The organism is Arthrobacter sp. ISL-85 (genome assembly GCF_018613675.1).
GTDB lineage: Bacteria > Actinomycetota > Actinomycetes > Actinomycetales > Micrococcaceae > Arthrobacter.
On the sequence record NZ_JAGGPQ010000005.1, the window covers coordinates 130,344 to 143,206 of the forward strand.

The window sequence follows — 12,863 nt, forward strand, 5'->3', positions numbered from 1 at the left end:
GGAGGCTTAGGCAAGGACCGCCAGGGCGATCGCCCCGAAGTGGGCTGCGAAGGCAAACACGGTGAACGCGTGGAACAGTTCGTGGAAGCCGAAGTGGTAGTAGCTGAAATTGGGCTTTTTCAGCGCGTAGAAGACAGCGCCCGTGATGTAGAGGACGCCTCCCACGCAGATCAGCACGGCGGCGGGAACGCTTGCCTGGAAGAACTGCGGCAGGTAGAAGAGCGCGCCGCACCCGAGGGCGATGTAGATGGGAACGTAGAGCCAGCGCGGCGCGTCAGTCCACAGCAACCGGAACAGCACTCCGAGGATGGCCCCGGCCCAGATCACCCACAGCAGCACCACCGCCTGCTGGCGTTCCAGGAGTGTCCACGCCAGTGGCGTGTAGGTGCCGGCGATCACCAGCATGATGTTGGTGTGGTCCAGTCGCTTGAGGACGAGCTTGACCCGCGGTGACCAGTTGCCGCGGTGGTACACGGCACTGACGCCGAACAGTAAAACGCCGGTGGCAGCGTAGATGGCAGACGTGATCCGGCGGTCCGCCGTGGGGGCGAGGACAACCAGGATGATTCCCGCGGCGAGGGCCAGCGGGGCCGTAACGGTGTGGATCCAGCCGCGCCACTTGGGCTTGATCATGAGAAGTTCCGCAAGGCGGACCGCGGCGTCATCCACTGCGGTGGGCTCCTGGTCCGCGCCTTCACTTCTGTCTTCCGGCCGGGGCGCCGGGGAGGCCTGCGGAGAGTCACTGTCCATGGCACCAGAATAACTTACGGACCGGTAAGTTACCGCTCGGTAACATCCCTTGGAAGCCCTCCCTGCAATGCTGCCTGTCCCGAGGCCGCCCGGGCGGTAGCCTAGGATGTGGATGTACGTACGGCAGGAAAGTCAGGTGAGTGGACGCGTGGAGTTACCCGGGTTCCTCTATGGCTACTACGAGCGCCGCCTGCTCAAGGACCTCCCGCGCGACCGCATTCCCCGGCACATCGGCGTCATGGTGGACGGCAACCGGCGCTGGGCCAAGCAGTTCAACGCCCCCACCGCCCAGGGCCACCAGGCCGGTGCGGACAAGATCCACGAATTCCTGGGCTGGTGCCAGGAACTGGGCGTCAAAGTGGTGACGCTGTACATGCTGTCCACGGACAACATGAACCGCTCCAGCGAGGAACTCGACCTCCTGATGGGCATCATCGCCAACACCCTGGACCGGTTGGACGAGGACGCAAACATTTCCGTGCATGCCATGGGTGCCCCTGAGCTGCTGCCGGACTACCTGGCCGAGCGCCTCAACAAGCTCACCGCCAGGACCCCCGTCCGGGAAAAGATCCATGTCAACGTGGCGGTGGGGTACGGCGGCCGCCGGGAGATCGTTGACGCCGTCCGGGAACTCCTGCATGACGCCGTCGACAAGGGCATGGACATCGCCAAGCTCGCCGACGACCTGTGCGTTGATGACATCTCGCGCTTCCTGTACACCCGCGGCCAGCCGGACCCGGACCTGGTGATCAGGACGTCGGGCGAGCAGCGCCTCTCGGGCTTCCTGATGTGGCAGAGCGCTTACAGCGAGTTCTACTTTTGCGAGGCCCTGTGGCCCGCCTTCCGAAAGGTCGACTTCCTCCGCGCCCTGCGGGATTACGCCGGCCGGCAGCGGCGCTTCGGCGCCTGAAAACCCCTGTTCATCACGAGTTCATATATCTGCAAGGGAAATCGCCGCGTAATGGTTGCGGAAACTACCCGGCGTGGATTTACGTTATATCCATCAGCTGGCAAAACCGCCGGCTGATCGGGGAGGCCAGTACATGGAGCGAAACATCGCGCCGGTTGTATGGGAGGCCGGACCCGGCCTCGTGGCCGAGCCGCCTCACCAATAACAATTCCGGGCTGGCGCCCGGGGCTGGAGTCGATGTGGCTACTTCTGAACAACTGCCTGAGGTCCCGTTTGGACAGGGCGGCAAAGCTACCTCTCGCGCCAAGCGAGCCACCACTGGAACCGGCGCAGCAACTGATGCTGCGGCCGGTTTTGTTGTCTCCGGAAGGGACGCCGACATCCACACCTTCGTCATCGACACCTCCGTCCTGCTCTCCGACCCGCGGGCACTCCTGCGGTTCGCCGAACATGAGGTGGTGGTACCGGTGGTAGTCATCACCGAACTCGAAGCCAAGCGGCACGACCCGGAACTCGGCTACTTCGCCCGGAACGCCCTGCGGCTCCTGGACGACCTCCGGGTCAAGCACGGCGGCCTCAACCAGCCCCTTCCCATCGGGGATGAGGGCGGCACTCTCATGGTGGAACTCAACCACATCTCCGCGGAGGTGCTGCCGTTGGGCTTCCGCAGCGGGGACAACGACAGCCGGATCCTCGCCGTCGCCAAGAACCTGGCCAACGAGGGACGCAACGTCACCGTGGTGTCCAAGGACCTGCCCATGCGGGTCAAGGCCTCCGCCATGGGCCTCACAGCCGACGAGTACCGCAACGAACTGGTCAAGGACTCCGGCTGGACGGGCGTTGCCGAAATCGAAGCCAACGAGGACGAAATCTCCACCCTCTACGGCCACGAACCCGTCTTCATCCCCGCCGCGGCCGAACTGCCGGTCAACACCGGCCTGGTGCTGCTGTCCAACCGCGGCTCCGCACTGGGCCGGGTGGGCTCCGACAAGCAGGTCCGCCTCGTCAAGGGCGACCGTGACGTGTTCGGCCTCCACGGCCGTTCCGCCGAGCAGCGGCTGGCCATCGACCTGCTGATGGACCCCTCGGTGGGCATCGTTTCCATGGGAGGCCGCGCCGGCACCGGGAAGTCCGCGCTGGCCCTGTGCGCGGGCCTTGAAGCTGTGCTGGAACGCCGGGAACACCGCAAAGTGATCGTCTTCCGGCCCCTCTACGCAGTGGGCGGCCAGGAACTCGGCTACCTGCCCGGCTCAGAGTCGGAGAAAATGAACCCCTGGGCGCAGGCCGTCTTTGACACCCTCGGCGCCCTGGCCAGCCAGGAGGTGGTGGAGGAAGTCATGGACCGGGGGATGCTGGAGGTCATGCCGCTCACCCACATCCGCGGACGCTCCCTCCACGACGCCTTCGTGATTGTCGACGAAGCCCAGTCCCTCGAAAAGAACGTCCTCCTGACCGTTATGAGCCGCATCGGCCAGAACTCCAAAATCGTGCTCACCCACGACGTCGCCCAACGGGACAACCTCCGCGTCGGACGCCACGACGGAATCGCCGCCGTCGTCGAAACCCTGAAAGGACACCCGCTCTTCGGCCACGTCACCCTGACCCGCTCGGAAAGGTCCCCAATCGCCGCCCTGGTGACAGAACTCCTCGAGGGTTAGCTTCACCTGGATGAGGGCCGTGGCTGGGTTCGCCGGGCCACGGCCCTTCTCCGTCGCTTAGACACACCGCATAGGGCCGCCTCCGGTCGCTGGGCGACCTCCGGCGGCCGATGCGTCGCGATGCGCTCCTACGAGAAGGACCGCAACCCTGCTTGGAGTCACGTGACCTTCAGGAACTTCGCCGCTGCTTCGTGGCCTTGGACTTGGAGGGCCCAGCCAGGGCGCTTGAAGGTCCCCGGGGTGAGGCGGACGTGCTGGACTGTTTGGACTTTGGTGCCCCAGGCTTTGCGGGTGGTGCCGTTGAGCTCGTAGCCGAGGGTGCGGGATACCCCCAAGGAGGCGCTGTTCCAGGCGGCGGCTTCCGATTCGGCCACTTCGGCGCCGAGCCAGTCAAAGGCCCACAGGACGACGGCGGCGCGCATCTCCTTGCCGAGGCCCTGGCCTTGGACGGACTGCTTGAGCCACGAACCGGTGGTGACCGTCCTTAGCGCCGCGAAGTCCTTCGCACCCACGTCCTGGCAGCCGATGAACTGCCCCTCGTGCCAGATGCCCAAAAGCAGGGTCCAGTTCTCCGGCGTGAACTCCCCGCGGCAGCGCCAGTACCAGCGGGCCATGTTGGCGCCCAGTTCGTCGTCGGGCAGCTCTGTCCACGGCGTGCTGAAGGGGTTCCTGGATGCATCGTGGATTCCGGTGCGGGCGGCGTCCACGGCTGCCGGGATGTCCGCGTCAGTGATGGGCCGGAGCTCCAGGCGGGGCGTGGTCAGCCTGAGGTCGAACAGGGGCCAAATGGAGCTCATCGTCGTCATCCGCGAAGCCTAACCGATGAGCACCGCCGGGCTGTGTCATGCTCAGGCGGGAATGTCCCAGCTGATGTGCCGGCGGACATCGGTGAGGTTCATGGACTCGGCCAGGAACAGGTCATCCAGCATGTACTCGTCCACGGCGATGATCCGGATCCAGTGGCCATACCCTTCCGTTTCAGGTTCCAGTGACTGGCTGGACACGCAGACGCCGGTGCCCACGTCCATGCGGAGGAGGGAACGCCCGGGAAGGCACAGGGGAGCGGCAGGATCGATGGGGCGGTAGGCGGCGTTGGGGGCCACCACCGCTTCAATGACGGGCCGGCCTTCGTGGTCGGAAGACCGTACCTCCCGAATGTCCAGCGCGTTGCTGCCCGGAAATTCGATGGGCACGGGCGCGTTACCCGCGAGTTCCACGGGGTCCAGCGCAGCGGAGAAACGGCCGTTGCCGAACCCGGGCTCGCCGTACGCGGCTTCGGGCCGGCGGCGCACCAGCCCGCCGTCATCGTACACGGGGGTGACCAGATGCGGAGGGAGGAGCCAGGACTTGCGGGTGGCACTCACGTAGAAAACGTCACGGGAATCGTTGATTCCGGTGGTGCTGTGCAGGACCAGGCGCTCCGGGCTTTCCAGGCGGAGCGCGCCCGGACGGCGCAGCCAGGCACGGACGAAGGGGGCACCGGGAGCGGGGGCTGACGCATACGCCTGGTCCCAGTACTCAAACCGCAGCGACTGCCACTTCCAGGGGGAGGACCGGCACAGGTTCCGGAACACGGTGGGCAGGTCCGCCGGGGCGGCAGGAGAGTCCGGAGCCGGGCTGCGCCGGGAGTCCCAGGTCGACATATCCACATTTTACGCGGGGGCACTACGGCGGGAATGGGTGGATCCAGTAGCATCCGAGGGGTGATTGGACGACTCGGTGAACTCTGGCAGCACACCCCGCTTGCCTTCTGGCTGGTGCTGGCGGCCTGCCTCTACTTTGCGGTGATGGCGGTCCGGCTCACCATCATCGATGTCCGGCACCACCTCCTGCCCAACCGGATCGTCTTTCCGTCCTACGCGGTGGCCGGGGCTCTCCTCCTGGCGGCAGCAGCCGTTGCCTGGGCCAGCCCACTTCCGGCCGCCGGTGACGCCGTCACTGGAATCCTGGCGGCCCCGGCCCTTCGCGTGGTGGCAGGGGCCGGAATCCTGTGGCTGTTCTATTTCGTCCTCCGCTTCGTCTATCCGCCGGGCATGGGATTCGGCGACGTCAAGCTTGCAGGTGTGCTGGGCATGTACCTTGGCTACCTCAGCTGGGGGCACCTGTTTGCGGGGACCTTCCTGGCGTTCCTGCTGGGCGGCCTCTGGTCCCTGGCCCTTCTTGCCGCCCGCCGGGGGACGTTGAAATCGTCCATCCCGTTCGGGCCGTTCATGCTCGCGGGGGCCGCGGCTGCCATGCTGCTTCCAGCCTGAACTGCAGGTGTCCTGTGGGGGCGTTCGCTAGGCTGGCGGTATGCCTGCACCCGAGTACGTCCTGAAGCTGCGCAAGAAAATCGGCAATGATCCCCTCTGGGTTCCCGGCGTCCGGGGCGTGGTGGTCGATGCCGCTGGCCGCGTCCTGCTGGCCCAGCGGGCGGACAACCGCCAGTGGGCGCTCATCAGCGGCATGCTGGACCCGGGGGAGCAGCCGGCCCGCGGCCTGGTCCGTGAGATCTTCGAGGAAACGGCTGTGGTGGCCGAGGCCGAACGCGTGGTGTCCGTAGGCGCAGTGGGTCCCGTCACCTACCCCAACGGCGATGTCTGCGAGTTTTTGGACGTAGTGTTCCTGTGCCGCTACGTCTCCGGCGAAGCCAGGGTCAATGACGACGAATCCCTTGCCGTTGGCTGGTTCAGCCTGGACGAACTTCCCGAACTCATGCCCGGGCACCTCACCAGCATCCGCCAGGCGCTGACATCTTCCGCGGCCGTGCACTTCGAGCCGTAAAACCTGCAGCACTGAAGCCGAAAAGAAACAGGGGCGCCGCAACCCCCAAGATTGCGGCGACCCTGTTGGTCCCTTGCGTCCGGGCCCAAGCAGGCGCCGGCTAAAGCGGCGCCACGCAGGCCAGTGTCCGACGTCGGTCAGCGGCTTTGGGAAACCAACTCGCCGTCGTCGTCCTTCACGTCTGACGGGTCACTTAGGTCCGCCCCTTCCCGCACCTCGGACGCGTCCGGCCCTTCCGGCCTGCCGCCGGCGGCGAGCCGCTCGGCTTCCTCTCCGCCCACTGCCTCACCGCGTGCCACCATACCGGCGGTGTCGGACAATGGGATCTGCTTGAGCGTGAGGGCCAGGAGCAGCGCAACGGCGATGAACGGGAGGAGGTACCAGAACACCGGTGCCAGGGAATCGGCGTAGGCGTTCACAATGGCGTCACGCAGCTGTTCCGGGAGCTGGTTAAGTGACTGCGGGTCCAGGGTCCGGGTGGACTGCCCGGCCTGCTCGGCGGAGGCTCCTGCCCCCGTGAAGGCGCTGGTGAGGGCTTCCGACAGCCGGGTGGTGAAGATCGAGCCAAACACTGCCACGCCCATCGCGGCACCCACTTCACGGAAGTAGTTGTTGGTGCTGGTGGCGGTGCCGATCTGGTCCGCCGGCACGGAGTTCTGGACCACCAGGACCACTACCTGCATGATCAGGCCCAGGCCGGCGCCGAAGACGAACAGCTGGAGGCAAATGACCCAGATGGGGGTGCTGGCGGCGAGCGTGGTCATCCACAGCATGGCCGCCATGGTGAAGATGGCGCCCAGGATGGGGAACATCCTGTACTTGCCCGTTTTGGAAATCCGGATGCCCGAGTAGATGGAGGTCCCCATAAGGCCGGCCATCATCGGGAGCATGAGCAGGCCGGATTCCGCAGCGGACGTACCGGAGGACATCTGCAGGAACGTGGGTACGAACGCGATGGCGGAGAACATGCCCAGCCCCAGGGTGAAGCCGATGGCGGTGGCGTTGATGAAGATGCGGTTGCGGAACAGGCTCAGCGGAATGATGGGGTCCTCCGCGCGGCGCTCCACCATTACGAAAGCGGCCGCCGAAACCAGCAGGCCCGCACCAAACGCCCACGTGAGCGGGGAATCCCAGCCCTCGTCCTTCTTGCCGCCAAAGTCCGTGAAGAAGATCAGGCTCGTCGTGGCGGCGGACAGCAGCACCACGCCCAGGAGGTCGATCCGCTTTTCGGCCTTCTTGTTCGGCAGGGTCAGGGCAAACCAGGCAATGGCGAAGGCGGCAAGGCCAACCGGGATATTGATGTAGAACGCCCATTCCCAGGTGAGGTGGTCCACGAAGAAGCCGCCCAGCAGCGGGCCGGCAACGGCGGAGAGGCCGAAGATGGCCCCGAGCGGGCCCATGTACTTGCCGCGCTCCTTGGCGGGAACGATATCGGCGATGATCGCCTGGGAGAGAATCATGAGTCCGCCGCCGCCCAGGCCCTGGATGGCGCGGAAGATCACGAAGCCCCAAAAATCTGAGGCCAGCGCGCAGCCCACCGACGCCACTGTGAAGAGCGCGATGGCCACCAGGAAGAGGTTGCGCCGGCCCAGGATGTCACCGAACTTGCCGTAGATGGGCATCACGATGGTGGTGGCCAGCAGGTAGGCCGTAGTGATCCAGGCCTGGTGCTCCACACCGCCAAGCTTGCCCACGATGGTGGGCATCGCGGTGGAGACGATGGTCTGGTCCAGGCTGGACAGCAGCATTCCGGCGATCAGCGCGGAAAAGATGATCCAGATGCGTTTTTGCGTCAACAGCAGGGGCCCTGCCGGGGCCTTGGCGGTGGCGGTACTCATGGTTGTCCTTTTGCGGGGGTGGTATCAGGGGTGTCAAACGGTTGTGAAAAGAGGACGCGCGCCGCGGAAATGTTCTCCAGCAGCAGGTCCGGGTAGGTGCGGGTATTGCCGTCGGAGAAATAGGCCATGCTGCTCTTGCGGGCGATGGTGCTGAGCAGCACCACTGCCATCTGGACCACCGGGTGGTCCGCCGGCACTCCTTCACGCCGGGCGACGTCCCGCGCGAACTGGGCTTCGCGCTGCTCGGTGACTCCGATGATGCGCAGGATGAGCTGCGGTTCCTTGCGGACCACCCCGATGAGCTGGCGGGTGTCTTCCTCGGAGGCTGACATGCCTTCGGCCAGGCGGAGCGAGAGCCGGATGAGGTCGCGGAACAGGCTGGGGGAGATCTCGCCGGCGGGCGAGTCGGCGCCACCGGCCACGAACTCCTCGATGACGTCCGACGGAATATCGTCGTCGGCGTGGCCGATGATGGCGTCCTCCTTGGTGGGGAAGTAGTTGAAGAAGGTCCGCCGCGAGATTCCCGCGGCCTCGCACACTTCCTCCACGGTGTATCCGTTGAGTCCGCGGTCGGCAGTCAGGGCGCGGGCAGTGGAGGTGATGGCGCTGCGGGTGGCTGCGCGCTTGCGCTCACGCAGGCCTGGATCGGAACTTGCACTTTCAGTCACAAAGTAAATGTTTGCACTAAATTTGAGTTAGTGCAAGTTATTGTGACGGCTGCAGGACGCGCTTAAAGTACGACGGCGGCCCGTCACCTTTCCCACGAAAGGTGACGGGCCGCCGTCGGCAGCTAAGCGGTAGGGACTCAGGCTTTGTGCGCCGGGGCCGTCATGGTGGTGACGTCCAGTGCTTTCTCGAGATCGGCCTCGGAAACCTTGCCCTCGCCGTCGCCGACGAAGCCGAGCTGCTCGGTGGCCTGGCGGATGGTCAGGCCCTCCTTGACGGCGGTCTTGGCGATCTTGGCGGCGTTCTCGTAGCCGATGTACTTGTTCAGCGGGGTGACAATGGACGGGGAAGCCTCGGCCAGGAAGCGGGCGCGCTCGACGTTGGCGGTGATGCCGTCGATCATCTTGTCCGCCATGACGCGGCTGGTGTTGGCGAGCAGGCGGATGGACTCGAGCAGGTTGGCGGCCATCACGGGGATGCCCACGTTGAGCTCGAAAGCGCCGTTGGTGCCGGACCAGGCGATGGCGGTGTCGTTGCCGATAACCTGGGCGGCCACCATGATGGACGCCTCGCAGATAACCGGGTTGACCTTGCCGGGCATGATGGAGGAGCCGGGCTGCAGGTCCGGGAGGGCGATTTCGCCCAGGCCCGTGTTGGGGCCCGAACCCATCCAGCGAAGGTCGTTGTTGATCTTCATGAACGAGATGGCGATGTTGCGCAGCTGGCTGGAGGCTTCAATCAGGCCATCGCGGTTGGCCTGGGCCTCAAAGTGGTCGCGGGCCTCGGTCAGCGGAAGGCCGGTGTCCGTGGCCAGCAGTTCGATGACTCGCTCGGGGAAGCCGGCGGGTGTGTTGATGCCGGTGCCCACGGCGGTGCCACCCAGCGGAACCTCCGCAACGCGGGGGAGTGAGGCGTTGATGCGCTCGATGCCGTAGCGGACCTGTGCGGCGTAGCCGCCGAATTCCTGGCCCAGGGTCACCGGGGTGGCGTCCATGAGGTGGGTGCGGCCGGACTTCACGACGTCCTTGAACTCAACGGCCTTGCGCTCCAGGGACTCCGCCAGGTAGCCCAGGGCTGGGATCAGGTCGTTGATCAGGGCAGAGGTGGCCGCAACGTGGACCGACGTGGGGAACACGTCGTTGGAGGACTGCGACGCGTTGACGTGGTCGTTGGGGTGGACCACCTTGTCGCTGCCGGCGGCCTTCAGCGCACGCGTTGCCAGTTCGGCCAGAACCTCGTTGGTGTTCATGTTCGAGGAGGTGCCGGAGCCGGTCTGGAAAACGTCGATGGGGAAGTCGCCGTCGTACTTACCGGCGGCCACTTCATCGGCTGCATCTGCGATCGCCTTGGCCAGCTCGCCGTCGAGCACGCCCAGTTCTGCGTTGGCCTGGGCGGCAGCCTTCTTGACCCGGGCCAGCGCCTCGATGTGGGTGCGCTCCAGGGTCTTGCCGGAGATGGGGAAGTTCTCCACTGCCCGCTGCGTCTGCGCGCGGTACAGTGCGTTCACGGGGACGCGGACTTCGCCCATCGTGTCATGTTCAATGCGGAACTCTTCAGTGGAAGTCATGGGGCTAGCTTATGGCGATCCGGCGCCCCATCGAAAACCGTTAAGGGAGCGTGCCGGCGGCCCCCTGGACCGCCGGCACGCGGCTCCTAGAGCTCTCCGATTCCGTAAACCAAGTCCGCGCGGCCTTCTGCCAGCCGGTAGGAAAGGCCGACGACGGCGGTGCTGCCGTCCTCAATTGCGGCGGAAATCACACGCGAGCTGTCCGCAAGGCGCTGCGACGTCTGCTTCACGTGCTCCACCACCATGTCGTTGACCTCGGGCTGGTCATTCCGCAGGGACGTCAGCACGGAGGGCGTGATGCGCTCCACAAGGTCGCGGATGAAGCCGGGCGGCATCTCGCCGGTCTCCACCGCGTCCTTGGTGGCCGTCACGGCACCGCAGCTGTCGTGTCCAAGGATGACGATCAGCGGCACGTTCAGCACGCCGACGCTGTACTCAAGGGAGCCCAGGACGGCGTCGTCAATCACCTGGCCGGCCGTGCGGACCACGAAAACGTCGCCAAGGCCGACGTCGAAGATGATTTCTGCCGCGAGCCGGGAATCTGAGCAGCCGAAGATCACCGCGAAGGGATTCTGCGTCTCCACCAGCGATGAGCGGCGCGAAGCATTCTGGTTTGGATGCGAGGACTCGCCGGTGACGAAACGTTCGTTGCCTTCGCGCAGTCGGCGCCAGGCCAATGCAGGAGTCAGATTAGTAGCCATGCTTATTACATTAAGGTGCCGCGGGGGCGGACGGTGAAACTGTGACGGCGGGATTGCTTTCGAGGGAGCCCACGACGGCGGCCGCCAGGGTTGCGAATTCGTCCAGTTGCGCGGCTCCCGAGAGGACAACGGTGCTGCCGCGGTAGTTCAGGACCATCGACTTTTCGCCCTTGCCGGTGTCCCGCAGTTCCCAGTCCCGGCCGCCGGCATTCCGCGTACCGGTGATGGGGGCGTTCCGGGTCTGCTGGAGCAGCCACGTGGGGTTGGCCTGCGTGGTCTGCACCAATGCAATGAAGGACGTCTTGGGGGTCACGTAGCCAACCTCCCACGTGGGCACCCCGCTGCCCGTTCCGGCTTCCCAACGGGCGTAATTTGCCTGGAACGCGTTGCCGGTGTCGGGGGCAACGGGTGTGAATCCTGCCACACCGGCCGCGTTGCGGGCCACTGAGGCAACATCAATGTCCGGCCGGTAGCCCCCGCTCTTCGGCTGCGGATTCATCAGGACAACGGGCAGGAACGCAGCGATGCTGAGCACAAGGGCAATGATCATGCCGATCACCGAAGCGTTGGCGCGCTTGGCGGCGGCCGCCGGAATGACGGGCTTCACCGGGGTGGCGGCACTGCTGCCCGCGGCGCCGGGACGGGACCCGGGCTGCGCCTCGCCGGAGCTGGGACTGGTGGCTTCCTGCATGTCATTCACCCCTCAATAGTCGCCCATCCCGGAGCCGGACTTCCATTCGGGCCTGACCCGCAAGCTGCGGCCAACCACAATGCACATTTCGCGATTGCGTCACGGGCCGCCCGCGGCGCGGTGCCACGACTATGATCGGTAGCAGAGGAATCACCGTCCTGCTGCACCGGCGGGCGGGTTCAATGATCGCCACTCGAAGAAGAGGTTCACGTGTCACCAGCGTCCATGACCCAGAAGTACTCCACGCTTTCCCCGTCGCTCGCCGTCGGCATCGATGAGCCTGACCGCAACCTGGCTCTGGAACTGGTCCGCGTCACCGAAGCGGCGGCCATCGCCGGCGGCCACTGGGTCGGTTTTGGCGACAAGAACAAGGCAGACGGCGCCGCCGTCGACGCCATGCGGTCCTTCCTCCAGACCGTCCACTTCAACGGCGTCGTGGTGATCGGTGAAGGCGAAAAGGACGAGGCCCCCATGCTGTTCAATGGTGAACGCGTTGGCGACGGCACCGGCCCCGAGTGCGATGTCGCCGTCGACCCCATCGACGGAACACGGCTGACCGCCCTGGGCATCAACAACGCGCTGGCAGTGCTGGCCGTCGCCGAGCGTGGCTCAATGTTCGATCCCTCTGCCGTGTTCTACATGGAAAAACTCGTCACCGGCCCCGAAGCCGCGGACATGGTGGACCTGCGCCTGCCGGTCAAGCAGAACCTGCACCTGATCGCCAAGGCCAAGGGCGTGAAGGTCAACCAGCTCAACGTCATGATCCTTGACCGCGACCGCCACCGTCCGCTGGTGGAGGAAATCCGGGAAGCGGGGGCGCGCACCAAGTTCATCATGGACGGCGACGTTGCCGGGGCCATTGCCGCGGCCCGCTCCGGCACCGGCGTGGACGCGCTCATGGGCATCGGCGGCACCCCCGAGGGCATCGTGGCCGCCTGCGCCATCAAGTCCCTGGGCGGCGTCATCCAGGGCCGTCTTTGGCCCACCAGCGACGAAGAGAAGCAGAAGGCGCTCGACGCCGGGCACGATCTCGAACGCGTGCTTTCCACCAACGACCTCGTCTCCAGTGACAACTGCTACTTTGCTGCCACCGGCATTACGGACGGCGACCTCCTCAAGGGCGTGCGCTACTCCAAGGACAAGGTCCTGACCCAGTCCATCGTGATGCGGTCCAAGTCCGGCACCATCCGTTTTGTGGACGGCGAGCACCAGGCCAGCAAGTGGGAAGGCTACGCCCGCAAGAACTGACCTGCAGCTTTCGCTGACTGCCAGCCCCTGGTGCGCCACACGCACCGGGGGCTTTGGCGTTAAGGCCTTGG

13 protein-coding genes are annotated in these 12,863 nt (G+C 65.6%); 5 read left to right on the top strand and 8 right to left on the bottom strand.

Features of this window, described 5'->3' with window-relative positions:
• Window positions 1-6 precede the first annotated feature (6 nt).
• Window positions 7-750, bottom strand: coding sequence for a hemolysin III family protein (locus J7I84_RS03500; RefSeq protein WP_396020024.1), 744 nt, complete (start codon window positions 748-750; stop codon window positions 7-9).
• Window positions 751-898: 148 nt separating this feature from the next.
• Here J7I84_RS03500 and J7I84_RS03505 point away from each other — a divergent pair, with 148 nt between their 5' ends.
• On the top strand, window positions 899-1,660 hold the full coding sequence (locus tag J7I84_RS03505; protein ID WP_311381065.1) for an isoprenyl transferase: 762 nt from the start codon (window positions 899-901) through the stop codon (window positions 1,658-1,660).
• A 239-nt stretch (window positions 1,661-1,899) separates the two neighbouring features.
• Entirely contained in the window at window positions 1,900-3,318 is a 1,419-nt protein-coding gene (locus J7I84_RS03510; RefSeq protein ID WP_214940679.1) for a PhoH family protein, read from the top strand.
• Window positions 3,319-3,476: 158 nt separating this feature from the next.
• Here J7I84_RS03510 and J7I84_RS03515 read toward each other — a convergent pair whose 3' ends face one another.
• Complete coding sequence (locus tag J7I84_RS03515) at window positions 3,477-4,124, bottom strand: GNAT family N-acetyltransferase (RefSeq protein WP_214940682.1); 648 nt, start codon at window positions 4,122-4,124, stop codon at window positions 3,477-3,479.
• A 42-nt stretch (window positions 4,125-4,166) separates the two neighbouring features.
• Window positions 4,167-4,961 (bottom strand): hypothetical protein, encoded by a 795-nt coding sequence (locus J7I84_RS03520; protein WP_214940685.1) that lies wholly within the window; start codon window positions 4,959-4,961, stop codon window positions 4,167-4,169.
• 60 nt (window positions 4,962-5,021) lie between these two features.
• Between J7I84_RS03520 and J7I84_RS03525 the strand changes: the two genes are divergently transcribed.
• Together J7I84_RS03525 and J7I84_RS03530 are read left to right on the top strand one after the other, a co-directional pair.
• Window positions 5,022-5,570: an A24 family peptidase gene (locus J7I84_RS03525; protein ID WP_214940686.1), complete on the top strand. Its 549-nt coding sequence runs from the start codon at window positions 5,022-5,024 to the stop codon at window positions 5,568-5,570.
• Window positions 5,571-5,610: 40 nt separating this feature from the next.
• Window positions 5,611-6,081 (top strand): NUDIX domain-containing protein, encoded by a 471-nt coding sequence (locus J7I84_RS03530; RefSeq protein ID WP_214940688.1) that lies wholly within the window; start codon window positions 5,611-5,613, stop codon window positions 6,079-6,081.
• A 137-nt stretch (window positions 6,082-6,218) separates the two neighbouring features.
• On the opposite strand, the gene J7I84_RS03535 is transcribed toward J7I84_RS03530, so the two are convergent.
• From J7I84_RS03535 to J7I84_RS03555, 5 genes are all read right to left on the bottom strand, one after another.
• Window positions 6,219-7,919 (bottom strand): MDR family MFS transporter, encoded by a 1,701-nt coding sequence (locus tag J7I84_RS03535; RefSeq protein ID WP_214940690.1) that lies wholly within the window; start codon window positions 7,917-7,919, stop codon window positions 6,219-6,221.
• Window positions 7,916-8,587, bottom strand: a complete 672-nt coding sequence (locus J7I84_RS03540) for a TetR/AcrR family transcriptional regulator (protein WP_214940692.1) — start codon at window positions 8,585-8,587, stop codon at window positions 7,916-7,918. The genes J7I84_RS03535 and J7I84_RS03540 overlap by 4 nt, the downstream gene beginning before the upstream one ends.
• Window positions 8,588-8,724: 137 nt before the next feature.
• A complete protein-coding gene (locus J7I84_RS03545; protein WP_214940694.1) occupies window positions 8,725-10,152 on the bottom strand; it encodes a class II fumarate hydratase in 1,428 nt (475 codons plus the stop codon).
• Between the two features lie 86 nt (window positions 10,153-10,238).
• The gene (locus tag J7I84_RS03550) at window positions 10,239-10,853 is read right to left on the bottom strand and encodes a carbonic anhydrase (protein WP_214940696.1); all 615 of its coding nucleotides are present in this window, start codon (window positions 10,851-10,853) and stop codon (window positions 10,239-10,241) included.
• Window positions 10,854-10,863: 10 nt separating this feature from the next.
• Window positions 10,864-11,544, bottom strand: a complete 681-nt coding sequence (locus J7I84_RS03555; RefSeq protein WP_214941343.1) for a DUF4245 domain-containing protein — start codon at window positions 11,542-11,544, stop codon at window positions 10,864-10,866.
• Window positions 11,545-11,769: 225 nt separating this feature from the next.
• Here J7I84_RS03555 and glpX point away from each other — a divergent pair, with 225 nt between their 5' ends.
• Window positions 11,770-12,792: a class II fructose-bisphosphatase gene (gene glpX / locus J7I84_RS03560; RefSeq protein WP_214941346.1), complete on the top strand. Its 1,023-nt coding sequence runs from the start codon at window positions 11,770-11,772 to the stop codon at window positions 12,790-12,792.
• Window positions 12,793-12,863 lie beyond the last annotated feature (71 nt).

Excerpts from the sequence above, each read along its gene's own strand:
- J7I84_RS03500 (WP_396020024.1), bottom strand. The coding sequence starts at position 750 with ATGGACAGTGACTCTCCGCAGGCCTCCCCGGCGCCCCGGCCGGAAGAC.
- J7I84_RS03515 (WP_214940682.1), bottom strand. The coding sequence starts at position 4,124 with ATGACGACGATGAGCTCCATTTGGCCCCTGTTCGACCTCAGGCTGACC.
- J7I84_RS03520 (WP_214940685.1), bottom strand. The coding sequence starts at position 4,961 with ATGTCGACCTGGGACTCCCGGCGCAGCCCGGCTCCGGACTCTCCTGCC.
- J7I84_RS03530 (WP_214940688.1), top strand. The coding sequence starts at position 5,611 with ATGCCTGCACCCGAGTACGTCCTGAAGCTGCGCAAGAAAATCGGCAAT.
- J7I84_RS03535 (WP_214940690.1), bottom strand. The coding sequence starts at position 7,919 with ATGAGTACCGCCACCGCCAAGGCCCCGGCAGGGCCCCTGCTGTTGACG.
- J7I84_RS03545 (WP_214940694.1), bottom strand. The coding sequence starts at position 10,152 with ATGACTTCCACTGAAGAGTTCCGCATTGAACATGACACGATGGGCGAA.
- J7I84_RS03550 (WP_214940696.1), bottom strand. The coding sequence starts at position 10,853 with ATGGCTACTAATCTGACTCCTGCATTGGCCTGGCGCCGACTGCGCGAA.
- J7I84_RS03555 (WP_214941343.1), bottom strand. The coding sequence starts at position 11,544 with ATGCAGGAAGCCACCAGTCCCAGCTCCGGCGAGGCGCAGCCCGGGTCC.
- glpX (WP_214941346.1), top strand. The coding sequence starts at position 11,770 with ATGACCCAGAAGTACTCCACGCTTTCCCCGTCGCTCGCCGTCGGCATC.